Source organism: Sphingobium sp. TCM1 (assembly GCF_001650725.1).
Classification (GTDB): Bacteria; Pseudomonadota; Alphaproteobacteria; order Sphingomonadales; family Sphingomonadaceae; genus Sphingobium.
In genome coordinates this window covers 1-23,586 of record NZ_LXVX01000038.1, presented here as the reverse complement: position 1 = coordinate 23,586, position 23,586 = coordinate 1, and the positions used below count along the sequence as shown (strand labels likewise).

Annotated in this window: 19 protein-coding genes and 1 pseudogene; 5 read left to right on the top strand and 15 right to left on the bottom strand. The window is 63.5% G+C overall.

Annotated elements, in window-relative coordinates; all coding sequences use genetic code 11:
• Positions 1–84: 84 nt before the first annotated feature.
• On the top strand, positions 85–825 hold the full coding sequence (locus tag A7Q26_RS19425; protein ID WP_443018174.1) for a ThuA domain-containing protein: 741 nt from the start codon (positions 85–87) through the stop codon (positions 823–825).
• A gap of 7 nt (positions 826–832) precedes the next feature.
• Here A7Q26_RS19425 and A7Q26_RS19420 read toward each other — a convergent pair whose 3' ends face one another.
• The 7 genes from A7Q26_RS19420 to A7Q26_RS19390 form a co-directional block, all read right to left on the bottom strand.
• Complete coding sequence (locus tag A7Q26_RS19420) at positions 833–1,705, bottom strand: amidohydrolase family protein (protein ID WP_066863148.1); 873 nt, start codon at positions 1,703–1,705, stop codon at positions 833–835.
• Positions 1,695–3,818 carry a PQQ-dependent dehydrogenase, methanol/ethanol family gene (locus A7Q26_RS19415; protein ID WP_066863146.1) on the bottom strand — a complete coding sequence of 708 codons (2,124 nt, stop codon included), beginning with the start codon at positions 3,816–3,818 and terminating at the stop codon, positions 1,695–1,697. The genes A7Q26_RS19420 and A7Q26_RS19415 overlap by 11 nt, the downstream gene beginning before the upstream one ends.
• Positions 3,819–3,861: 43 nt before the next feature.
• On the bottom strand, positions 3,862–5,424 hold the full coding sequence (locus A7Q26_RS19410) for an AMP-binding protein (protein WP_066863144.1): 1,563 nt from the start codon (positions 5,422–5,424) through the stop codon (positions 3,862–3,864).
• A 4-nt stretch (positions 5,425–5,428) separates the two neighbouring features.
• Positions 5,429–6,178: a glutathione S-transferase family protein gene (locus A7Q26_RS19405; RefSeq protein ID WP_066863141.1), complete on the bottom strand. Its 750-nt coding sequence runs from the start codon at positions 6,176–6,178 to the stop codon at positions 5,429–5,431.
• On the bottom strand, positions 6,175–6,942 hold the full coding sequence (locus A7Q26_RS19400; RefSeq protein WP_066863138.1) for a glutathione S-transferase family protein: 768 nt from the start codon (positions 6,940–6,942) through the stop codon (positions 6,175–6,177). Before A7Q26_RS19400 ends, A7Q26_RS19405 begins: the two co-directional genes overlap by 4 nt.
• A gap of 56 nt (positions 6,943–6,998) precedes the next feature.
• The gene (locus A7Q26_RS19395) at positions 6,999–9,506 is read right to left on the bottom strand and encodes a TonB-dependent receptor (protein WP_232313876.1); all 2,508 of its coding nucleotides are present in this window, start codon (positions 9,504–9,506) and stop codon (positions 6,999–7,001) included.
• 243 nt (positions 9,507–9,749) lie between these two features.
• A complete protein-coding gene (locus A7Q26_RS19390; protein WP_232313875.1) occupies positions 9,750–10,205 on the bottom strand; it encodes a MarR family winged helix-turn-helix transcriptional regulator in 456 nt (151 codons plus the stop codon).
• Between the two features lie 114 nt (positions 10,206–10,319).
• On the opposite strand from A7Q26_RS19390, the gene A7Q26_RS19385 reads away from it, so the two are divergent.
• Positions 10,320–11,789, top strand: a complete 1,470-nt coding sequence (locus A7Q26_RS19385) for a carotenoid oxygenase family protein (protein WP_066863132.1) — start codon at positions 10,320–10,322, stop codon at positions 11,787–11,789.
• A 3-nt stretch (positions 11,790–11,792) separates the two neighbouring features.
• Here the strand turns inward: A7Q26_RS19385 and A7Q26_RS19380 are convergent, their stop codons facing one another.
• Genes A7Q26_RS19380 through A7Q26_RS19360 form a run of 5 tightly spaced genes read right to left on the bottom strand, consistent with a single transcriptional unit; the run spans position 11,793 to position 18,108 of the window.
• Positions 11,793–13,400 (bottom strand): MFS transporter, encoded by a 1,608-nt coding sequence (locus A7Q26_RS19380; protein WP_066863129.1) that lies wholly within the window; start codon positions 13,398–13,400, stop codon positions 11,793–11,795.
• Positions 13,397–14,452: an amidohydrolase family protein gene (locus A7Q26_RS19375; protein WP_066863126.1), complete on the bottom strand. Its 1,056-nt coding sequence runs from the start codon at positions 14,450–14,452 to the stop codon at positions 13,397–13,399. The genes A7Q26_RS19380 and A7Q26_RS19375 overlap by 4 nt, the downstream gene beginning before the upstream one ends.
• A gap of 3 nt (positions 14,453–14,455) precedes the next feature.
• Positions 14,456–15,883, bottom strand: a complete 1,428-nt coding sequence (locus tag A7Q26_RS19370) for an NAD-dependent succinate-semialdehyde dehydrogenase (RefSeq protein WP_066863123.1) — start codon at positions 15,881–15,883, stop codon at positions 14,456–14,458.
• A gap of 4 nt (positions 15,884–15,887) precedes the next feature.
• Positions 15,888–16,646 carry a nuclear transport factor 2 family protein gene (locus A7Q26_RS19365; RefSeq protein ID WP_066863120.1) on the bottom strand — a complete coding sequence of 253 codons (759 nt, stop codon included), beginning with the start codon at positions 16,644–16,646 and terminating at the stop codon, positions 15,888–15,890.
• A gap of 37 nt (positions 16,647–16,683) precedes the next feature.
• Positions 16,684–18,108: an MFS transporter gene (locus A7Q26_RS19360; protein ID WP_066863736.1), complete on the bottom strand. Its 1,425-nt coding sequence runs from the start codon at positions 18,106–18,108 to the stop codon at positions 16,684–16,686.
• Between the two features lie 133 nt (positions 18,109–18,241).
• Here A7Q26_RS19360 and A7Q26_RS19355 point away from each other — a divergent pair, with 133 nt between their 5' ends.
• Positions 18,242–19,144, top strand: coding sequence for an SDR family NAD(P)-dependent oxidoreductase (locus A7Q26_RS19355; protein ID WP_066863118.1), 903 nt, complete (start codon positions 18,242–18,244; stop codon positions 19,142–19,144).
• Here A7Q26_RS19355 and A7Q26_RS19350 read toward each other — a convergent pair.
• From A7Q26_RS19350 to A7Q26_RS19340, 3 genes are all read right to left on the bottom strand, one after another.
• A complete protein-coding gene (locus A7Q26_RS19350) occupies positions 19,141–19,719 on the bottom strand; it encodes a hypothetical protein (RefSeq protein ID WP_066863115.1) in 579 nt (192 codons plus the stop codon). The two genes, A7Q26_RS19355 and A7Q26_RS19350, sit on opposite strands and share 4 nt — an antisense overlap.
• Before the next feature lie 213 nt (positions 19,720–19,932).
• The gene (locus A7Q26_RS19345; protein WP_198162992.1) at positions 19,933–21,201 is read right to left on the bottom strand and encodes an MFS transporter; all 1,269 of its coding nucleotides are present in this window, start codon (positions 21,199–21,201) and stop codon (positions 19,933–19,935) included.
• Between the two features lie 29 nt (positions 21,202–21,230).
• Positions 21,231–22,016, bottom strand: a complete 786-nt coding sequence (locus tag A7Q26_RS19340) for a 2-keto-4-pentenoate hydratase (protein ID WP_066863110.1) — start codon at positions 22,014–22,016, stop codon at positions 21,231–21,233.
• A gap of 131 nt (positions 22,017–22,147) precedes the next feature.
• Here A7Q26_RS19340 and A7Q26_RS19335 point away from each other — a divergent pair, with 131 nt between their 5' ends.
• Both A7Q26_RS19335 and A7Q26_RS19330 read left to right on the top strand, forming a co-directional pair.
• Complete coding sequence (locus tag A7Q26_RS19335) at positions 22,148–23,200, top strand: LacI family DNA-binding transcriptional regulator (protein WP_066863107.1); 1,053 nt, start codon at positions 22,148–22,150, stop codon at positions 23,198–23,200.
• Between the two features lie 62 nt (positions 23,201–23,262).
• A pseudogene (locus A7Q26_RS19330) lies at positions 23,263–23,586 on the top strand (hypothetical protein); the annotation flags it as partial.

Below are 23,586 nucleotides of genomic sequence, written 5' to 3'. Positions count from 1 at the left end.
GGCACCCGCGGTCGCCGGCCGGGCGATCGCGGGTGACATCATCGACGGGAGGTGGATATGAATCATGGGCTTCGGCTGCTCGCGATGTTGCTGGCGCTGATCTTTGCACCCGTTGCGCTTGCGCAGAGCCAGTACCGGCTGCTGGTGCTCTCCATCCCCAACACATATCATTATGAATATATACCGGTGGCCCGCGACAGCCTGGAGCGGCTCGCCAAGTTGCACGCATTCGAATTCACCTGGGCCAACCGGACGGATGTGTTCGACGGCGATCTCAGTCAATATGCGGCGGTGATGTTCCTGAATACGCCGGGGGAGGAATTGAATCCGGCGCAGCGCAGAAAGTTCGAGGACTATATGCGCGCGGGCGGCAATGCGATCGTGGTGCATCGCGCCGCAATCACGCCCCCCGGCCAATGGACGTGGTACGAGACGATGGTTGGTCGCAGCTTCGTCATTCATCCGATGTTGCAGACCGGGGTGGTGACGGTGGCGGACAGGGGCTTCCCCGCCAGCTTCGGCGTGCCGGATCGCTGGATATGGAGCGACGAATATTATGTCCTTTCCAATCCTCATGATGTCCGCATCAATCCGGTGCTCAAGGTCGACGAGAGCAGCTATGATCCGACGAAGATCTGGCCTGGGCAAGTCTCCAGGCCGATGGGCAAGGATCATCCGGTGGCCTGGTATCATCATCATGAAAAAGGCCGGGTGTTCGTGACCACATTGGGGCATGATGTGGAGATGTATCGCGATCCGAACTATCTCGCCCATCTGATGGGCGGCATCTATTGGGCCGCGACGGGGCGGGGGCAGCAGCGCTGATAATCCCCTAACCCAGGCCCAGCAATGTTACCGCATTGTCCTTCATGATGAGGGGCAGCACCTCTTCGCGGAAGCCGGCTTCGCGGGCCGCGTCGATCCATTTTTCCGGGCGGATCAGCGGCCAGTCGGAACCGAAGAGCATCTTGTGCTTCAACTGCGTGTTGGCATACTGGATCACCTGTTTCGGAAAATATTTGGGCGACCAGCCGGACAGGTCCATGAAGACATTGTCCTTGTGCAGCGCCATCGACAGGCTTTCGTCGGTCCAGGGCCAGCTGGGATGGGCGAGGATGATCTTCATGTCGGGGAAGTCGACCGCGACATCGTCCACCAATATGGGCTGACCATATTTCAACCGCACCCCGCCGCCGCCGCGCATCCCGGTGCCCATGCCCGAATGGCCGGTGTGGAAGATGGCGGGCAGTTTATATTCGGCGATCACTTCATAGATGGGATAGGCGACCCGGTCGGCCGGGTGGCAATCCTGCATGATGCCGTGGAACTTGAAGCCCTTGACGCCATAATTTTCGACCAGATCGCGGGCTTCACGCGCGCCGAACTTGCCCTTGCGCGGGTCGATCGACGCGAAGGGGATAACGATGTCGCTGTCGTTCGCAGCCAGTTCCGCCACTTCATAATTGCTGATCCGCTTGGCCCCGATCCCGCTTTCGCAATCGACGGTGAACAAGCAGAAGGCGATATTCTGCTGCCGGTAATAAGCGATCGTTTCGGGGATGGTCGGCCGCTTGCGATCCGCCTTGAAGTAAGCGGAGGCAGCGTCGAAATATTTGGCCATCACCGGGTCTTCGGGATCATGGCACGACACTTCGGCATGGACATGGACGTCGATGGCGATGACTTTGCTCGGATCAACGGGCATTGGGTGTGCTTTCCAGTGTCTTGTCCTCATTGGCTCGGTGAATGACATAGGCGCGAATATCCTCGATATCCTTGGCGGAGAAGATCGAGGCGAAGCTGACCATGCCATTATCCTTGAGCGCGCCGTCATGCACGATCATCTGCCATGTCGCCTCGTCGTTCAAAGTGGCGCTGTGGCGAAGGTCGGGGACGATGCTGCCCCCGACTGCCGCATCGCCATGACAAGTGCTGCAATAGCGGCCGAAGCGCGCCCCGCCCGCTGCGATCTCCGCAGCGCTGGCGGTGGAGGGCGGCGGGTCGAGCGGCATCTTCGCCAGCGGCGGAGCGGGGGGCAGGGCGGCCTTCCCGTCCAGCTTGAAAACCAGCAGGCGGCTGATATTGCGGCTGGGTCCGCTCTTGTCGGACAGGATGCCGGGCGCAAGCGCCCAGACTCCGCCCCAACCCGCCATCACCGCCACATATTGCTGCCCGTCCAATTCATAGCTGATGGGCGCTGCAACGATGCCGGTCTGTGCCGGGAAGGACCAGAGTTTGCGACCGTCCACGCTCGCATAGGCGTTGAAGTCGCCAGTCGCCGTCCCCTGAAAGACGAGGTCGCCGCCGGTCGCCAGCAGCCCCCCATTCCATGGCCCTTTGTAGGAGACGCGCCATTTTTCCTTCTGCGCGACCGGATCCCAGGCGATGAGCGCGCCCGTGGTCGCGTTCATCGCCGCCGCGCGCACGGCCTTGTCGGCCGGCATCGCGGCGGCCGCGATATCGACGCCGACATTGAAGCCCAGCTTGTTGGCCCTCCAGCCCTTTTCCGGGATATAGGGGAAGGCGGCGAGGTTGGCGGGAATGAAGACGGTCCGGCTCCTGGGATCGAAGGCCATCGGGTGCCAGCTATGCGCGCCGGTCGCGCCGGGGGAGCCGATGAAGGGCTTGCCGGTCCTGTAATAGCGGGCTTGCGGATTTTCGATCGGACGGCCGGTCTTCATGTCGATGCCGCTCGCCCAGTTGACCGGCACGAAATTCCTGGCCGACAGGAGCTTTCCGTTGGTACGGTCCAGCACATAGAAGAAGCCGTTCTTCGGCGCCTGCATGAGCACTTTGCGCTTGGCTCCGCCAATTTCCATGTCGGCGAGCATGATGTGCTGGGTGGCGGTGAAGTCCCAGCTGTCGCCGGGCGTGGTCTGGTAATGCCAGGCATATTCGCCAGTCTTCGCGTGGACCGCGACGATCGAGGACAGATAGAGATTGTCGCCCTTGCCCTCCGATCGGTAGGCCTGATTCCAGGGTGACCCATTGCCCACGCCGATGTAGAGCAGGTCCAGTTCAGGGTCATAGGCCATGGCGTCCCATACGGTGCCGCCGCCACCCTGTTTCCACCATTCCCCATACCAGGTGGCGGCGGCTTTCTTGAGATAGTCCGGTTCCTTCTCGGTGCCGGGCTGGGCCGGGACGGTGTAGAATTTCCACTTTTCCTTGCCGCTATCCGCGTCATAGGCCGCGACATAGCCGCGCGCGCCGAATTCCGCGCCGCCATTGCCGATAACGACCAGGCCGTTCACCACCCGCGGCGCGCCGGTGATGGTATAGTTTTTCGTCTGGTCCAGCGTGACGACGCTCCAGACCGGCTTGCCGCTCTTGCGATTGATGGCGAGCAGTCGACCGTCGAGCGTGCCAACGAACAATTTGTCGCCCCATGCCGCGACGCCGCGATTGACCGCGTCGCAACAGGCCTTGACCAGGGTCTCGCGCGGCACTTCGGGGTCGTAGGACCAGAGCAATTTGCCGCTGCGCGCATCATAGGCCTTCACAATGCTCCAGGCGGTCGAAACATAGAGGGTGCCGTCGATGAAGAGCGGTGTCGCCTCCTGCCCGCGATTGGTGTCCATGTCGGCCGACCAGGCGAGGCCAAGCTGGCCGATTGTAGCCTGATTGATCGCCGATAGCGGACTGAATCGCTGTTCGTCATAGGTGCGGCCGGTCGAGAGCCATTCGGCCGGCCTGGCGGCGATAATGCGTGCTGCGTCCACCGTTCCCGAACCCACGGCTTCGGTCTGGCTCGCGCCCTGCCCGCAGGCGGACAAAGCCAGGCTCGTTCCCAACAGCAGCGCAATCGCGACCCGCATCCTCTTCCTCTCCTTATGCGGTGCAGATGTTTGCATCCGTCACCTAATTGACCATCCGCGCGCCGGTCCACCACGCGGCGCGAAGGGCTTTCTTGTCCATCTTTCCGGCGGCGGTCCGGGGAATCGACGGGACGAAGGCGACGCTCTTGGGCGCCTTCACCCCGCCCAGCCGGGCCTTTGCATGGGCGATAATCTCTGTCTCCCCGATATTGTCGGCGACGACAATGGCGTGAACTGCCTCCCCCCATTTTTCATGGGGGATGCCGATGACCGCACATTCGCGCACCTGTGGCAGTTCGGTAAGGGCGGCTTCCACCTCCGCGGTGAAGACGTTGAATCCGCCGGACACGACCATGTCCTTCTTGCGGTCGACGATGTAGAGATAGCCGTCCGCGTCGCACCGAGCGATGTCGCCGGTATGATGCCAGCCATGGGTGCGGATTTCGGCTGTGGCCTGCGGCATCTCATAATATTCGCGCGAGACGAGGACGCCGCGGACCACCAGTTCGCCCGTCTCGCCATCGGGCAGGAGGTTGCCGTCCTCGTCCATGATGGCGACCGTCACGGGACGGGTCGGCCGGCCGCAACTTGCGAGTCGTTCGGGCCGGTCGCCGGCCGCTGCCGCGGCGACATCCTCAGGCGAAAGCCAGGTCACGATCATTGGCGATTCGACCTGACCATAGGCCTGGCAGAGGCAGGGACCGAAGAACTGAACCGCGCGGCGCAGTTTCTCCGGGGAAACGGGAGAGCCTACGAGGAGGAATATTTTCAACGACCTGGTATCGCTGTCCGGCAGTTCCGGCGCGTCGAGCAGGCTGTAGAGCGCAGTCGGGGGCATATAGACATGGGTGATGCCATGGCGTTCGATCGCGTCCAGAACGGCGGCCGCATCGAAGCCCGGCAGAATAACCTGCGCGGCGCCCAGAGACAGCGTCGCCAGCGCCACTGGCCCTGCGGCATGGGTGATCGGTGCGACAACGAGTGAGACTGGCGTGTCGGTCCTGCCATCCACCGCCGCCGCCAGCGTCTCGACCATCGTGCCCCAGCCCAGATTGGTGACGACCACCCCCTTGGACGGACCGGTGGTGCCGCCGGTGGGGAAGAGGCCGACGATATCGTCGGGCTTGCCGAACGGATCGGAAAAGTCGGGCAAGCTGTCAACGTCGCAGTTCGCGATGAACTGATCGAGCGAGGGATCGCCATCCTGCGCGCGGTCGAGGCAGACGAAACGGGAGAGGCTGGGCACCCGCGCCTTGAGCGCGGCCACATCCTTCGTCTGGCTGCTGTGATAGAAGAGCCAGCCGCAGCTGACATAGTCGAGATAGGCTGCATTGGCGTCGATCGCGTTGCGGGTATTGACCGGCACCCACTGGCCATTGGCGCGCCAGATCGCGAGCAGGGCGACCATCATGATTGCGCTGTTGGGGCCATAGAGTGCGATCGGCTGCTGATCGCGGAAACCCGCTGCATGGAGGGCGACGGCGATCCGCCGGGTCAGCGCCCCGACCTGGGCGAAGCTCAGCGTCTCGCCGCTTTCCGCGTCGATCAGGCAGGGGCGTTCGGGGTCACGATCATGGCCCCTGTCGAAATAGTCGATCGCGCGCATCGCATCAGCCCCAGCGGTTGATCTCCGGGCCGGGCGCCCAGATGGCTTCGGGGTTCGGGACGGTCGCGAGGTCGCGCGCCTGCCGCACGGAGGCGCGCGCGCGCAGGCGCATTTCCCAGGCGTCGGTCAGCGGAGCGGAGGCGAAGGCTTCGGGGACGAGAGGGCGCATTCCGGCGAGCCAGGCGAAGCTTTCAAGGTCGGCTATGGAAAAATCCCCTATCAGCCAGTCGCGTCCGTCGGCCAGTTGCGCTTCGATCTTTTCGACCGCCTGGACGATCTTGGCCCGGCTGTCGGCCAATTGCGTGTCACTTGCCCTGCCTTCGACGGCGTCCTGCCAGCGCTCGGCGAGATCCGCGCTGGCGATCCCGACAGGGACCGCGTGCGGGGGCGCGGCAGCATTGCCCAGCGCGGCGGCGGCCGGGGCGACCCGTTCGATCACATAGCGGCACCAAGCCATCATCTGCCATCGAGCGTAGGGATCGATGGGCCGGATGGGCGGGCCGTCTCCTGCCTCGTCCAGATAACAGGCGAGGAATACGCTGTCGGTCATGGCGACGTCGCCCACGACCAGCACCGGGCCTTCGCCCTCGATCGACTGGTCCACTTCGAGGGGATGGGGGAGGGCGGTGGAGTGTCGTTCACCCGCACGAAGGTCGATAGGGTGGAGGTCCAGGTCGACGCCTTTCTCGAAAGCGGCGGCGAGGACAGTGAAGCTCGGGCCGTTGGGCTGGCCATGATAGAGGATGCCGGTCATGCAGGTTCGCTTTCGAGCAAGGAAATGCGGCGGGCGAGATCAGTGCGGCCGAGCGCCCAGCAGGCGCGGGTCGCCGGCCGCGCGTAAATGGCGCGCAGCCAGCGCATGATGTTGGGCGTGAGCTGGTCGTTGCAGAGCTGCGGCTGCGACAGGGGCATGGCATAAGCGAGGTTGAAGCCGTTGATGTCGGCCAGACTGTAGCTGTCCGACGCAAGCCATGGGCGCTGTCCCAAGGCATTTTCCAGATAGCCGATGCCGAGGGCGACGCGGCGCTGCGATTCCGCCATTTCCTCTGGCGAGAAGGCGCCGTTGATCGCCTTGCGCCAGGCGGTGCGCCGTTCGGGCATGGGTATGCGGTCGATTGCGGCTTCCAGTTCGGCCGCGTCTTTCTGCCGCACGGAAGGGCCGACGAACACGCTCCATCCGATCATCGAGAAGCTGGGCGCCAGCCACTGGTCGAGGAACTTCATCCACCAGCGCGCGCGCCACCGGTCGACCGGATCGGCCGGCATCAGGCTTGGGCCGTCGAACGCCTCGTCCACATATTCCATGATGGCGGTGGATTCGGTCAGAACCTTGACCCCATGCGTCATGGCGGGAATGGTGCCGAGCGGGTTGACCGCCAGATAGGCGGGCCTGTGCTGGTCGAAGTTGAGCAGGTCGAGATAATGGCTGTCGAAGGCGACGCCTTTCTCGAACAGGGCCAGCATCGGCTTCCCCGAATTGGCATTGGGTTCCCAATGATAAAGCGTGACGTCGGTCATGCCTGGTGCATCTCCATGAAGCGAACCGGGCGACGAGGCGCCGCCCGGCCGGGAAGTCAGAATTTCTTTTTCACCGTCACCGCCCATTCGCGCGGATTGCCGGGGCGGCCTTTGCGGACACCCGCGCCCGCACCACGCAGGTCGAAGACGGAGAGGAAATAATATTTGTCGAACAGGTTGGTGACTTCGAGCGAGACGTCGAGATCCTCGTCCGCATTGGCCCAGGTCAGCCGCGCATTGGCGAGAGTGTAAGCGGGAACGAAATTGAGGATACGGGCGCCGTTCACCACCGACCCGCCGCCGAACTTCTTGTCTTCATAGGTGACATCGAAGCGCGGTGTCAGGCTGCCGGCCTTGTCCAGGTCGATCTTGTATTGCGCGCCCAGGCTGAACTTCCATGGCGGCGACACTGGCGGATCGTCGGGGGACACACCGCCCGGATTGGTGGGATAGGCGGCGGCGGGATTGAGGCTGTCGCCTTTATACTTGAAGTCGAGATAGCTTATCGAGGCGTCGATCGCGAGGCCATCGACCGGATAGGCGGACAGTTCCGCCTCGAACCCCTTGACCCGTGCGTCACCAGCATTGAGGCGTGCGGCGCAAGGCGCGCCGGGGCAGGTCAGCACCGGAATCTGGATGTCGACATAGTCGTTGATGAAGGCCGCAGCATTGAAACGGACGCGGCGATTGAAGAAGTCGCTCTTGAAGCCGATTTCATAGGCGGTCAGCTTTTCCGGGCGGAAGGCGATGACCTGGCTGCTGTTGAAGGGGCGCGGGTTGCTGCCGCCGCCCTTGAAGCCGGTCGACACAGACCCGTAGACCATCAGGCTGTCGGTCAGGCGATAATCGGCCGCGACGCGATAGTCCCAGCGCTTGGCGCTGTAATGGGCAGTGAGGCCCGACAGCGCAGTGACCGTTTCGGTGATGTTGCCATTGCCATTATAGTCGAGCGTGTCCGCGCCGGAATAGCCGAGGCCATAGGTTGCGCCGACCGGGTCGAGGAAATGATTGACCGTGCCGTCATAATTCAGGCGATAATAGGTCTGATCCTTGCTCTCGCTCGTGTAGCGCACCCCCCCGCTCAGGGTCAGCCGGTCGATGGGTTTCCACGAGATGTGGGCAAACACCGCCTTCGCGTCGGCATCGGTCGGGTCGGGCTGGCGGAATTGCAGCGGATAGACCGGGACATAGCGGATGTCCTGGAGCGAATCATAGGTCGACTTCTGCTTGAAATAATAGGCGCCGACCGTGCCGTTAAGCGCTTCACCCAGTTCCGCGTTCAGCCGGACTTCCTGGCTGAAGCTCCAGTTTTCCAGATAGTTGCGGCCGAAGCCGATATTGGCGGGCGAGATGTCGTCGTCCGAATCGAACTGGGTGTTGAAACTCCGGTAGCCGGTAATCGAACTCAGCTGGAAAGCGTCGGACAGGGCATAGTTGATCTGTCCGGACACGCCCCAGCCCTTGTAGAGACTGCGATCGGTCCCCTGAGTGGCGGCGAGCGGCGTGCCGGCCGCGCCGAAGGGGTCGACCGGGATCGGCGGAGTCCAGGTGCCGGCGGGCTGGCCGGTGCCGATATAGTTGCAATAGCGGCCGCAGATGAAGCGATTGTCATAGGGGACGCCCGGCGCTGCGTTGGTGTTGGGCGAATTGACCGGGCTGGTTTCCAGCAGCACTTCGCCTGCAATCGTATGTTCGTCGCGCGTATAGTCGCCGATGATCGTGACATCGAGCTTGTCGCTCGGCTCCCAGAACAGGATGCCGCGGATGGCCTGATAGCCGACGCCGCCCAGCTTGCTGATCGTGCAATCGCCGGCGGGCTGGGTCGAGGCGATACCGTTGCCCGGATTGGCGCAGCCATAGTCGATGCGGTCAACGAAACCGTCCTGCTGCTTGGCGACCCCCGAGATTCGCACGGCGAGCGTGTCGGTGATTCCGAAATCGGCGGCCGCGCGAATACCGATGCGATTGCGGATGCCGTAATTCACCTCGACGAAGCCGCCGCCATCGCCCGATGGCCGCTTGGAATAGAGCTTGATCGCGCCGCCTTCGGCATTGCGGCCGGCAAGCGTACCCTGCGGGCCACGCAATATTTCGACCCGGTCGAGGTCGAGCAGTTCGAACACCGCGCCGGTCAACTGCGGATAATAGACGTCGTCGATATAGATGCCGACGCCCGGTTCATAGGCGGGGTTGAAGTCGTTTTGCCCCACGCCCCGGATGGACGCGGTGATCGACGGGCCGAAGGAGGCGCCTTGCGGTTTCAAGGAGACGTTGGGCGCTGCATCGGCCATCTGCGCCAGGTTGGTCTGGCTCTTCGCCTCCAGCTCCGCCGCGTTGACTGCGGTGATCGAGATCGGGGTGTCCTGCAACCGCTGCGCGCGGAACTGCGCGGTGACGACGATGTCGGCGACGGTGCCCGCGGGCAGTGTGTCCTGTTCGGCCGCCTGCGGCGCGGGCGGGAGCGGCTGGGACTGCGCTAGCGCACTCGCCGGGGTGGTGATCGCAGCTATCGAAGCGGACGCCAACAGGGCGCGCGCCATCATTGCACGAAGATCGTGTTGCATGGGAAATCCCCTCTCCTAGACCGGCTTCAGATCCGCCCTGACCAGACGTGATCCGCCGTGAACGCCTTCCGTGATATTGTTAGTAAGGCATACAATTTTTATCGATGCAAGAGGCCGAATGCCCCTGCAGCCATGATAATGGAAATATTTGCCGATATTGGGAGAGGGCAAATAATATCGGTATTTCCGTTGGTAGTAGTGGAAGTAACAGGATCGAACCACTTGCTCGGTTCGACGGAAGTATCAGACGTAGACGCGACGCAATAGTTCGACCAGCATTGCCGTTTCCGCTGGCGTGAATCGCGCCTTCAGCCATTTCTCGTGCTCGGCGATGCAGGCACGCGCCTGTTCCAGCGAGGCGTGCCCGGCGTCAGTGAGGCTGAGCGTCTGGCGGCGGCGGTCCTGCGTCGACGCGCCCCGCTGAACGAAGCCACGGTCCTGCATCCGGTTGACGATCGCCATGACACTGGCCCTGTCCATCTTCAGGCGGCGGCCGATATCGGCCTGCGCGATACCGGGTTGGTCCTCGATCAGCCAGAGTACGGCCACCTGCTTCTGCGTCAGGCCCAGGTCGCTGAACGTATCGGTGAAATGCTGGTAGACGGCCGCGCTCGCCAGCCGGATGTGGAAACCGACAAGTCCGTCAATGCCGCTGAGACGAGGATCGGGAAAGAGGCCGAGCGGCTCCATAGCGTCCATGGTATTCATTGTAACAGTGTGCGGACTAAATAGTTTCGCGTCAATCCTGCGGCTTGAAAAGTTGTCAGTGTAACATACAATATCTCTGACCAAGAAGCAGGGAGAGGATCAGCCGTGGCGCATTTTCCGGACACACCGTCCTTCACGGGTTTCAACACGCCGTCGCGGATTGAGGGCGACGTTGCCGACCTGGACGTGGAAGGCGCGGTGCCGCGCGAACTGGACGGCGCTTTCTACCGGGTGCAGCCCGATCCGCAGTTTCCGCCCCTGCTCGGCGACGACATCGCCTTCAATGGCGACGGGATGATTTCCATGTTTCGTTTCCGGGATGGCAAGGTGGATCTGCGCCAGCGCTGGGCGAAGACCGACAAGTGGAGGCTGGAACATGAGGCGGGGCGCGCGCTGTTCGGCGCCTATCGCAATCCGCTGACTGACGACGAGTCGGTCAGCGGCAGGATACGTGGCACTGCCAATACCACAGCGTTCGTCCATGGCGGGCGGCTTTATGCGCTGAAGGAGGACAGCCCGGCACTGGTGCTGGACCCGGTAACGCTGGAAACCGACGGCTATACCCGTTTTGACGGCAAGATGACCGGCCAGACCTTTACCGCCCACCCCAAGATCGATCCCGCAACCGGCGACATGATCGCTTTCGGCTATGCGGCCAAGGGGCTGCTGACGCGCGACATGACCTATTATGAGGTCGCTCCCGACGGGACGCTCAAGCGTGAGCTATGGTTCGAACTGCCCTATTATGCGATGATGCACGACTTTGCGATCACGCCGGATTATGCGCTGTTCCATGTCGTGCCGAGCACATCCAGTTGGGACCGGCTGGAGCAGGGGTTGCCGCATTTCGGCTTCGACACGACGCTGCCGGTCTACCTTGGCGTGCTGCCGCGTCGGGCCGATGCGACGGCGAGCGACATACGCTGGTTCAAGCGCGACAATTGCTTCGCCAGCCATGTCATGAACGCCTTTCAGGAGGGGACGAAAATCCATTTCGACACGCCCGAGGCGAAGAACAACATGTTCCCCTTCTTCCCGGACATCCATGGCGCTCCGTTCAATCCCCAGGAGGCAGCGAGCTTCCTGACGCGCTGGACGATCGACATGGCGTCCAACGGGGAGGATTTTGCGGCGGTACGGCGACTGACCGACATGATGGGCGAGTTTCCCCGCATCGACGATCGCTATACCGGCCTGCCCTATCGCTATGGCTGGATGCTGGTGATCGATCCGACCAAGCCGGTGGAATTGAAGGGCGGCAGTCCGTCCGGGATGTTGATGAACACGCTGGGCCTGATCGACCATCGGACCGGCGAGGAGCAGAAATGGTGGTGCGGGCCGGTTTCCTCTTTGCAGGAGCCCTGCTTCATTGCGCGCAGCGCGGACGCGCCGGAAGGCGATGGCTGGATCGTCCAGCTTTGCAACCGGCTTGAGGAGCATCGCAGCGACCTGCTGCTGTTCGATGCGCTGGACATCGCCAAGGGACCGATTGCGGAGGTGCGAGTGCCGATCCGCTTGCGCTTCGGGCTGCACGGCAATTGGGCGACAGCGGAGCAGATCGGCCTGTCGTCCTGACGGTCAGACGGCCTCCCCCGCCGTTCGCGCGCGGGGGAGCAGCCTTTCATGGTCCCGCTCGACGCGCAGCAGCAGCAGCACCAGCAACAGCAGTATCAGGGGCGGCGCGACCCAATTGATCGACAGGATCGCCCCGCCGAGGTCGCCGCCCCGCGCATCGCTTATCATGCCCACCGCATAGGGACCGATGCCGAGGCCGAATATGGTCGAAACGACGATGTAGAGGCTGACCGTCAGCCCGCGCATCCGTGGCAGCACCTGTTCGAACAGGACGGCATAGAGCGGCGGCATCCACATGGTCAGCACCAGGCTGTAGAGGGTGAAGCGCAGGTAGAAGTCGCCGGCTTCGGGCGCCCGATAGACCCAGAGCGCCAGGCAGGGCGACAGCCCCATGGCGAACAGCGCCACCCAAACGCGGCGCGACAGGCGGTTCGCGCCGATCCGGTCGGACAATGGCCCGGCGATCAGAGGCCCGACGACGCCGAGCGCGGCGGACAGCAGCCCGAATTGCAGACCGGTGTCGGCAGGCGAGAGGCCGTAGCTATTCATCAGGAAGGACGGGGTAAAGCCCATCACTCCATAATTGATGACGCTCTGGAGCGCGCCCGCCGCGATGCAGAGCAGCAGCGAGGGATTGCGGGTGATGAGCGCGAAGGCGACCGGATCGCGGCCTTTGAGATTTTGCAGCAGGTTGGCAATGACGAAGGCGCCAAAGCCGATCACGCTCCATTGCACGACATGGGGGCTGATCGACACGCTGCCAAGAAGCAGAGGCGGACGGGGCGAGAAGGCTTCGGCCCAGCCGATCGCCAGCAGCATCGCGACGATAATCAGCGCCAGCAGGCCGATGTTCAGCGCCCAGTCCCGCGTCGTCGCCCGCATTCGCGCCAGGCTGAGCCAGTGAAACCCGGGCGTCACCGCGCCCAGCACGTCCAAGCTGGCGCGGAAGGGATGGGGATCGTGGGCGGTCGGAATGCCGTCCATTGCGCCGCGCTGCGGTTCGGGCAGGCGGCTCATCAGGGCGGCAATGAGGAAGCCAGGCGTCGCGGCCACAGCAAATGCGAATTGCCAGCCTTTCAGACTTAGCGGCGCGGCGCCCGCGGGATAGCGCGCGTCCCACCATTGCGCCGCCATACCGCCGATGATGAGCGACCCGCCCAGCCCAATGGCGATCGCCGCGGCCATCACCGCCATCACCATGCCGCGCTTCTCGCGGGGGAAATAATCGTAGGTAAGGCTGGTGCCTGCAGGCTGCGACGCCGCCTCGCCGATGCCGACGCACAGGCGTGAGAGCATCAGGGTGAAGAAGCCGGTGGCCAAGGCTGCGCCCCCGGTGGCGAGCGACCAGAAGCCGATGGTGATCGCCAGCAGCTTCGTGCGTATCCAACCGTCCGCCAGCCGCCCCAAGGGCAGCGAAAACAGCGCGTAGAAGAGCGCGAAGACGGTGCCGTAGAGCAACCCCATTTCCGCGTCGCCGATCTTGAGGTCCGCCTTGATCGCGGGGGCCAGGATGGCCAGGATGTTGCGGTCGAGCAGGCTGACCAGGTTGGTTCCGGCCACCAGCGCCAGTGCATAATAGGCCGTGGCGCGCGAAGGGGGCGCTGCGGTCACAGGTTGAACACACGCTCGGCATTGGCCTGCATCAGCTTGCGCTTGGCTTCGTCGGTAATGTCCAGCAGATCGTGGGTCCGCACCTCGTCCGCCACATATTCATAGGGATAGTCCATCGCATACATGACCCGGTCCTCGCCCAGCACCTGCTGCGCGAATTGGATCGCCGGTGCCCATGCCATGCCGCTGGTGGTCACGCAGACATTCGACCGCATATAATCGTGGATGCTTTTCTTGAGCGGCTTCATCCGCTCATAGCGCTGCGACCGCACGCCCGCCTGGTGCATATAGTCAAGGCGATAGAGCCAATAGGGCAAGGCTTCGCCCATATGGCCGACGACGATCTGCAAGTCGGGATAGCGATCAAAAATGCCAATGGTGATGAGCCGCAACAGGTGCATCCCCGTCTCGACGCCAAAGCCGAAGATCGCGCCGTCCAGCCCCGCGTCCAGCATCGGCCCGATCATCGCGTCGGGCGGGGTGGACGGGTGGATGTAAAGCGGCTGGCCGGTATCGGCGAGGGCGCGGAAAATCGGGTCGAACTTGGCATCGTCCAGATATTCGCCTTGGGTGTGGCTGTTGACCATCACTCCCTTGAAGCCGAGTTCGCCCGCGCCGCGCCGGATTTCGGCGGCGGACCAGTCCGGGTCTTGCGGCGCGATCGACGTCATGCCGACGAAGCGGGTGGGATGGGCGGCGCAGCGATCGGCGAGATGATCGTTGGCGCGGGCCACCATCGCCTTGGCCTCATCCGTGTCGAGTAGCGGCTGCACCCCCGGCGAAGTCAACGACAGGATCGCCACGTCGATGCCGGTCGCATCCATGTCCGCCAGCCGGCGGCCGCCCAGGTCGAGCAGCCGGTCAATTATCTGGGTGGCGCGCTCGGACGGCGACTGGGCATAGAAGCCCCAGAGCGACACCATGCCCCGGTCGGCGGTTCCATCGCGCACCATGCGGAGATAGGCGTCGATCTGCTCGCGCGTGGCGAAGGCTTCTTCAGTGGCAATGCGCAGATAGCCGCGGTCGCCGCCGGTCTTGAGTTCATGGCGCATCGCTTATCCTTCATGGATGGCTTTGGTGACGAGGCAGGCGTCGATCCCTTCCGGGCCGTCCTCCGCGCCGTGGCCCGACCATTTGACCCCGCCGAACGGTGAATCCGACCCGCCGATCATCGCTGTGTTGATGCCGACCATCCCGGCCTCGACTGCCCGCGCGATGCGGCGTTGCCGTGCGGCGTCACTGGTCCAGGCATAAGCGGCCAGGCCATAGGGCAGGCGATTGGCCTCCGCGATCATCGCGGATTCATCAGCATAGGCGTTGATGAGCGCGACGGGACCGAACGGCTCGTCGTTCATGATGGCGGCGTTCAGCGGCGTGCACGATAGCACGGTGGGGGCAAAGAAATAGCCCGCATTGCCGATCCGTTCGCCACCCGTCTCCAGCTTGGCGCCCTTGGCCACCGCGTCGCCGATCAGCCGGTCCATCGCGTCCAGCCGCCGCGCATTCGCCATCGGTCCCATGATGCTGGCAGCGTCCGATCCGTCGCCGACCGTTACCTTCTTCGCCCGCTCGACAAAGCCCGCAAGAAAGCGATCATGCACGCCCGTTTCCACGATGAAGCGGGTGGGCGACACGCATACCTGCCCGGCATTTCGATATTTGCCCGCCACCACCGTATCGAGCGCCCGCTCGATGTCGGCATCGGCGAAGACCAGCACCGGGCCATGGCCGCCCAGTTCCATGGTCGTGCGCTTGCAATCCTCCGCCGCCAGCTTCGCCAGATGCTTGCCGACGACGGTGGAGCCGGTAAAGCTCATCTTGCGGATGATGGGCGAGCCGAGCAGGTGGCGCGACACCTCGTCGGGCACGCCGAACACCGCCTGCGCGACGCCGCGGGGAAGGCCCGCGTCGAGCAGGCATTGGAGAACCCCCAGCGCGGATGCTGGGGTTTCCTCCGCCGCCTTCAATATGACCGAACATCCCGCCGCGATCGGCGCGCCCAGCTTGCGGCCGGGATTGCCGAGCGGGAAATTCCAGGGCGCAAAGGCTGCGACCGGGCCGACCGGCTCCTTCGTCACGGTCGATCGCTGCCCGGCCGGACGCACCAGCGCCCGGCCGTAGAGGCGGAAGACTTCGCCCGCGTAGAAATTGAACAGGCCGACATTCATCATCACTTCGATGCGCGCTTCGGCCAGCGTCTTGCCCTGTTCCAGCGTGGCGATGCGGGCCAGTTCCTCCTGCCGCTCGACCATCAGCCGGGCCGCGCCTTGCAGCACGGCCGCCCGCTCATAGGGCGTTGAATCGCGCCAACGGTGGAAGCCGCGCTGCGCCGCCGCCAGCGCCGCATCCAGATCCGCCGCATCGGCCAGCGGCAGGTCGGCGATCGCCTCGCCGGTGGCGGGGTTGACGACCTTATGGGTGCGTCGCCCGCCGCCCGACAGCCGCTGGCCATCGATCATAAGATAAAGGTCGGGATAGGCCATGGGGTCAGGCGCTCACGGCTTCGCGCGCCGCGCGTTCGCGGTCGATATCGCCCTGCCAACGTTCGGCGACGATTTCCTTTCCCGTTACCGGATGGACCATGTGGAACGGCACCATTTTGTGCGTCGGCCACAACCAATGATCTTCGATCAGCGCATCGGGGCCGGTCGGGTCTTCGGGCCAAGTGATCTTGGGGAAGGGCACATATTCGGCAGGCGTGTTCGCCCAGCCCTTGTCGAAATCGGCGTGCCATTGCGGCATGTAGTTCAATATCTCGATGCGCCAGATGCCGTCCACCTTCTTGTAGGTATTTTCGTAGATGCCGCCTTCCCACCACTGGCGCGCGCCGAGCATCGGGTTGGTAGGATCGGCATAATCCTTGTGCCGCCCCGCCTGCATCATCGACCGCGCGCGGGCATGGGCGGTGATGCCATCAGGATCGATATCGACAATGTCCTGCAACTGCGGATGGTCGAGCAGGAAGCCGTCGATCGGTCCGTTGGTGCCATGGGTGAAGCGCGCCTGGAAGCGCTCGACATAGAGACGGCGGATGCCCGCCTTGCCGCGCCAGACGCCCCCGAAAAAGCGGACTTCGCCGTCGTCGGTAAACAGATCGACTGTTTCGTTATAGAGGCATTTGTCGATCAGATAGCCGTAGAGATGCTGGAGCTTTCGCACATCCAGCTCATCCTCGCGCCGTTGCAGACGAGTCGCGAGGTCAGCGACCGACTGTTCCAGGCGGGCGATGCGGTCGGCGTCGGACATGATATTCTCTCCTATTATTGTATGTAATACTTACGAATTACGCGACTTCGGCGGCCAGCCGCTCCACTTCCTCACGATAGGGGCGGATGGCGCGGACCATGCAGAGGGTGGCGATCGGCAGAAGCACGCCGGCCGTCAGAACCAGCGACTTCCACAGTTGGCTGGGGTCGCCGATGACATAATCCTGCACCAGCCCGACCAAGAAGCTGCCCATCGCCCCGAAAAAGGTGAACATGAACAGGTAGATGGCCGTCACCTGGCCGCGCATGGCGTTGGGGGCGACGCGCTGGATCGCCGCGTTCTGCGGCACTGCGCCGGCAATGCCGAACATCGCGCCGAAGCTGGCGACGCCCAGCGAGGCATAGCCATTGGGCATCAGCGGGGCGAGGATGGCGCATATCGTCACACAGCCGAAGAAGATCGCGGCGGCGCGCACATTGGCATCGGCATGACGCTTGGCCAGCCATTCGACGAAGATGCCGCCCAGCAGCAACCCGGTCAGAGAGGCGAGCAGCGTCAAGCTCCCCATGACAGCGCCGATTTGTGCCTCGTTCCAGCCATAAGTGCGGATCATGAAGGGAACGCGCCAGAATTGCAGGCCGAACACCTCGATCGCGCTCAGCGCGAGGCCTGCGAACAGCGGATAATAAACACGACGCTTGGCATGGATCGCCCGGGCGGCGTCCAGCCCGGTGAAGGTCAGGATGCGGCGGCCCAGCGATGCGTCAGCCGGCGGCGTGATGCTTCCGATCGGGGGCGTTTGGCGCGGTGGCTCCCTGATCGTCAGGAACAGCAGCGCGACCAGCAGGGCCGGCAGCCCCAGCCAGATCATCAGCCATTGCCAGCCCAATATGGTCAGGCCCCCGTGCTCGGTTGGCGCCCACCCCGCCGCCGTCGCGATCAGAAGCCCGCCGATTGCCGGCCCCAGCGTCGTGCCGCCAATGAAGCCGAATTGCAGCAGCGCAAAGGCGCGGGTGAGGATGCGGGGCGGAAAGGCGTCGGCCAGGAGAGAGTAGGAGGAAGGTGCATGGGCCGATCCCCCCGCCGCCAGGAAGACCCGGGTTCCGACGAACTGGCCGAAGGTCTGGGCGATGCCGCCGAGCGATGTGATGACGCCCAGCGCTGCGCACCCGCCTGCCAGAACATATTTGCGCGGAAAGATGTCCGCCAGGCGCGCCAGCGGGATGCCGACGAACAGATAGCAGATGATGCTGGCCGGACCGGCCAGGAAGCCAAGCTGCGAATCCGACAGTCCGAAATCCGCCTTGATCCGCTCCGCCAGCATGGCGAAGACGACCTGCTCGAAGAAGGTGATGAACGTGGCAAGGATGATGACGAACAGCGCCCAATAGGCGGCAGTCATCGAATAGGGTTGCAATCCCGGTCGGGCTGGATCCGGGGATGTCGTCTCATCCTCGTTCCACGGATTGTCGGTCGCAATAGGCGCGGGCGCCAGGGCCATGACCATCTCCTCTCCACTTCCCCCTTTGTTCACAGGGGTGAAATTTCGGCTTGGCGAATTTGTAAGTGAACTATACGAATATGGCGAGAGAAAAATGCACGCTCGTTATAAAGATGCGACGAAGGAGAATGGGATGCTGGAATTTGCAGGCCGCACAGCCTTTGTGACCGGCGGCGCGAACGGGATCGGCCTGGGCCTTGCGCGCGCCCTGCTGGCGCAAGGGTGCAAGGTCGCGATCGCCGACATTCGCGAGGATGCGCTGGCCGCCGCGCTCAAGACGCTCGACAATCAGGCGGTCACAGCTGTCCATGTCGACGTCGCGTCCCGCGCCGGCTTCGCGCAGGCGGCCGACCGGGCGGAAGCGGCGCTGGGACCGGTCAGCCTGCTGTTCAACAATGCCGGTATCAACCTGTTCCAGACCATCGACGAGTCCAGCTATGATGATTGGGACTGGGTCATGGGGGCCAATCTGCACGGCGTCATCAATGGTATCATGACCTTTGCGCCGCGCATGAAAGAGGCGGGGCTTGGCGGCCATATCGTCAACACCGCATCGATGGCGAGTTTCCTGTGCGGCGGTGCGCCAGGCATCTACAACACCACAAAATTCGCGGTGCGTGGCATGAGCGAATCCCTGCGCTACAGCCTGGCGCCGCACGGCATCGGCGTTTCGGTACTTTGCCCAGGTCTGGTTAAGAGCCATATCTACGCCAGCGACGAAGTCCGCCCGACGGGCCTCAGCGCCGATGCCAAGCCCGTGGACGGGGCAGCGGTCGAGCGGCTGGCCCAACTGCACCAGTTCGGCATGGAACCGGACGTCATCGCCGCGCGGACGCTGGAGGCGATGCGGGAAAACCGCTTCCACATCTTCCCGCATCCCGAATTTCGCGACGAACTGGCAACAGTGTTCGAAGAGATACTGGCGGATTTTCGGGACTATCCGCAGGATGTCGGTTTCGACCAGCGCGCCGGCTTCGAAAAGATGCGGCGGGAGAGCTACGCCAGGGCGCGGCAGGCAGCGCGCGAACGGGCTTAGGAGGCGAACAGGTCTCCCTGGCGCGGCCGGGGCGCCGCGGGCCGTTGCGCGGCAGGCGGTGCGCCGACCAGCGCCCGGGCACGCCCGGTCAGCGTATAGACAGCCTGGCGCTGCGCCCCGCGATTGAGATGATCGACGCGGAAGCCCTGATAATGGCGCTTGAGCAGGCCCGCCTTCACCAGTTCAGAGGCCGCGCGGCTGAGATTGGTCTTGCCCGATGCCCGTACCCGCGCCCGCACATCATCCTGCACCTGCGCGTCATCCGCTGCCATGTCGCCGGACAGTTTCCCGGCTTTACGCAGTTCCTCCCGCACCCGCTCCACCAGCGCCATGCGGCGCGGGTCGCGATGGCCCATCGGCGTCAGCGCGTCGCACAGCCAGTCGCGCAACGGGATGAGGGCGTCACCCACCCGCACGGACGGACCGGCGCTGCCGTCGGGGCGGGCGACATCGGCAATCAGCGTCAGCAACATGAACGCGTAACGGGGCCGTGAGCAGCAATGCGACAACTGGTCGAGAAGCAGCGAAATATCGCTGCCGCCAGCAATGCGAGAGGGGACGGAGCCATGAAACATAAGGTGAATCAAGCACAGTGCGGACTCCTTGTGAATCCGCTTTTTTGGCCGAGTCGCACTTTTGTCGGCTGTGACACTTTGCCCTCCGGTAAAGTGTCATGTCGGAAACTTTACCGGAGGCGAGGCCCGCCGGTGTGCCAATGCAAAAGGCGGCACCTTGGGGAGGCCGCCTTTTTGCATCTGCCAGATAAGGAGGAAGCGGCCTCCGCCTTGTCAGACGGTAACGCGTTCCAGCCGGGGGGAAAGCAGGTGAACTGCCGCCAGCGCAATGAAATAGGCGCTTCCAGCTACTGCGAAGAGCGGCGTGTAACTGCCAATACCATCAAGGATATAGCCGGCATATTTGGCCATCGCCATGCCGCCGACCGCGCCCATCGTGCCGCCGATGCCGACCACCGAACCCACAGCGCCCCGCGGGAAGATGTCCGAGGGGAGGGTATAGAGATTGGCCGAAAAGGCCTGATGCGCAGCGGTGGCTATGCCGATCACGAGCACGGCGAGCCACAGATTGTCGATTTCCTGCGCGAAGAAGATCGGCACCACCGCGAAGGCGCAGATCAGCATCGTCAACTTGCGCGCGGCGTTGACGCTCTTCCCGGCTTTCATGAGTCGGCTCGACAGCCACCCGCCGAAGATGCTGCCACCGTCCGAGAGGAGGTAGATCGCCACCAGCGGTGGCCCGAAGCTGACCAGGTCGAGACCGTAGCGGGTCCCGAGATAGCCGGGCAGCCAGAAGAGGAAAAACCACCAGATCGGGTCGATGCAGAACTTGCCGATCGCATAGGCCCAGGTTTCCTTTACCGTGGCGATGCGGCCCCACCCGATCTTCTGCACCGGGTCGGCGGGATCCTGTTGGATATAGGCGAGTTCGTCGGCCGAAACCTTGGGATGTTCCTCCGGCCGGCGATAGATGGCGAGCCAGGCGATCAGCCAGACGATGCCGAAAATGCCTGTGGCATAGAAAGCGACGCGCCAGCCATAAGCCACCGTCAACCAGGGGACGAGAAGCGGCGTCACGATCGCGCCGACATTGGCACCGGCGTTGAACAGGCCGATGGCGAAGGCGCGCTCCTTCTGCGGGAACCATTCGGCAACGGCCTTGATGCCTGCGGGGAAATTGCCGGATTCACCGACGCCGAGCCCGAAGCGGGCCATTGCGAACTGGGTCACGCCATGGACACCGCCATGCGCCATATGCGCGATCGTCCAGATCACGACCGCCACGGCATAGCCCATTCGCGCGCCAATCACGTCGACGATGCGGCCAAAGCCCAGATAGCCGACCGCATAGGCGGCCTGGAACCAGAAGACGATATTGGCATAATCGGTTTCCGACCAGGCCATTTCCTGGGCCAGCGTCGGTTTCAGCACGCCGATCATCTGCCGGTCGACATAGTTGATCGCGGTAGCCGCGAACAGCAGGCCGACTATCACCCAGCGATAGCGCCCGACCTGCGGCGCCTGCTTAGCAACTTCCTTCATCATCCTGCTCCGTTTCTGAAATCGGCCGCTTATCGCGGCTCTTGCGCGTCGATCCGGCAATGGAGGGTGCCGAGCGGCCCGAAATCCATCTCCACTTCCTGCCCCGGCCGCACCGGATGTACACCGGTGACAGCGCCTGTCGATACCCACCAGCCCGACTGGATGGCAATTCCCCGCGAGGCAAGATTTTCGAGGAGGAAGCGGACAGACCCCAAGGCGCCGTGTGAGAAGGCTGATGCGGCACCGGTGCCGACCTCCGTACCGTCGATGCGGGTCGTCACACTTTGCTCCGCATAGGCGCCGCTGGTCCAGTCCGGCACCGCCGGACCGATCAGCAGGCCATTGTTATTGCCGAAGTCGGACACCGTCACCGCCGGTCCCATCGCGTTGATGCCGACGAAGGGTGAACTGGCAATCTCGACGCCGATATGCACAGCATCGACATGATCGGCTGCCTCCTCCAGCGTGAAGTGTGTAATTCCCGCTGGCGGTGTCTTGCCGATCCGGAAGAGAAATTCGGCTTCGATCGCGCCGAAGCCGTCGGCGAAGACCAATCCGCGGGAATGGGATTCGATCGCCGCGACCGTGCGGGCCAAGATCGGGCCGGCGAGGCGATCGCTGCCATATTGGCCGGAAAGCGGGGGCAGGATGCGTCCGACCTTCCAACCGGCCACCCTGTCTTCCACGCGGGCCAGCGCCGCATCCTGGATGGCATAGGCTTCTGTCAGCGTGTCAGGCACCGTACCGGGATAATCCGCAAGGCCCTGTGCTGCCCTGCGTGCCGACAGAAAGCCTTTCGCGATGGCATCGGCCATGCTGCTGCTTGCGCTCACGCAATAATCCTTTCCTTGAACATAGCAGCTAGAGGTATAGGAAACCGGTGTCATTGACAAGCCATAGCCTGCAACGCCGCTGGCGCTGGCCGTCAACTGGGCTATAAGGCGGCATGGCCAAGCAGAAGCAGGATGAGGGGTCGACCCCCAAACTGACGATCAACGACATCGCGCGTATGTCCGGTGTATCCAAGAAAACCGTCAGTCGGGTGATCAACCGGTCACCGCTGCTCAACGGAGAAACGCGCGACAAGGTGGAGGCGATCATCCGGGAGACGGGTTATGTGCCCAACCCTCAGGCGCGGGCGCTGGCGCTGGGACGCAATTTCCTGATCGGGCTTATCTACGACAATCCCAATGCGCAAATGGTGTTGTCGATGCAGCGCGGCATATTGGAAGCGTTGCATGGGACGGAGTTCGAACTGGTGATCCGCCCCGTCGAGCGCGGGTCGAACCATGTCATGGACGATATTCGGGGCTTCGTGACACGTCAGCGCCTGTTCGGTGTCGTGGTCCTGCCGCCCATGTCTGAAAATGATGCGCTGGCACGGATGTTGGACGAGCAGGGTTGCCGCTATGTCCGCATGGGGTCGGCCATGCTGGACGATGCCGAACATATGGTCGCTTCCAATGATCGGGAGGCGGTGGCCGATGCCGTGCGGTATCTCATTGCCCAAGGGCATCGGCACATCGGCTTGATCGCCGGGCCGCACGGGTTCCGTTCCGCGCAGGAACGACGCGAAGGCTTCGAGCTGGCTTTGGCCGAGGCGGGCATCAGCCTGCCGCGTAGCCTTGTGGCGGATGGGCAATACACGTTCGAATCGGGCCTGTCCGCTTCGGAAAGTCTGTTCGACCTGACGCCCCGTCCTACGGCGATATTCGCCAGCAATGACGAAATGGCGGCCGGCGTTTTATATGCGGCGCGCCTGCGGGGCATCGCCGTGCCGGAGGAATTGTCGATCATCGGTTTCGATGACACGCCTGTCACGACCCGCGTCTGGCCGCCGCTGAGTACGGTTCGCTGGCCGATCGTGGCGATGGGACGCGCCGCTGCGTTGAAACTGATCGGCACTGCCATCGGTGAGGCAGGGGATGTCAAGGAGCCGTCCATGTTCAGTTCCACGCTGATCCGCCGCGGATCGGTTGCGCCGCCCGCCAACAATTGATACAAGCACAGAAATGACACCGGTGTCTAATGCTATGCCGGGATCAAGGACGAGGAAGCAGCATGTTCGAGAAGACCTATCACGCGACGCACCCAGACATGATGGAGTGCGTGGACAATGAGAGCCTGCGCGACCGCCATCTGGTGGGTGGCATGTTCGTCGAGGGTAAGGTCGTCCTCAACTACAGCCATAATGAGCGGTTCGTGATCGGCGGCGCGGTGCCGGCCGGTGGCAGCCTCAAGCTGCCCGACCAGACCGAACCGGCCTCGGCGGCGGGCCATCCCTTCCTGGAGCGGCGTGAAGCGGGCATCGTCAATATCGGCCCGCAACCGCCAAATCCAGGAAGGCATCCCCGCCGGCCGCTGGGGCGATCCCGGCGACATCGG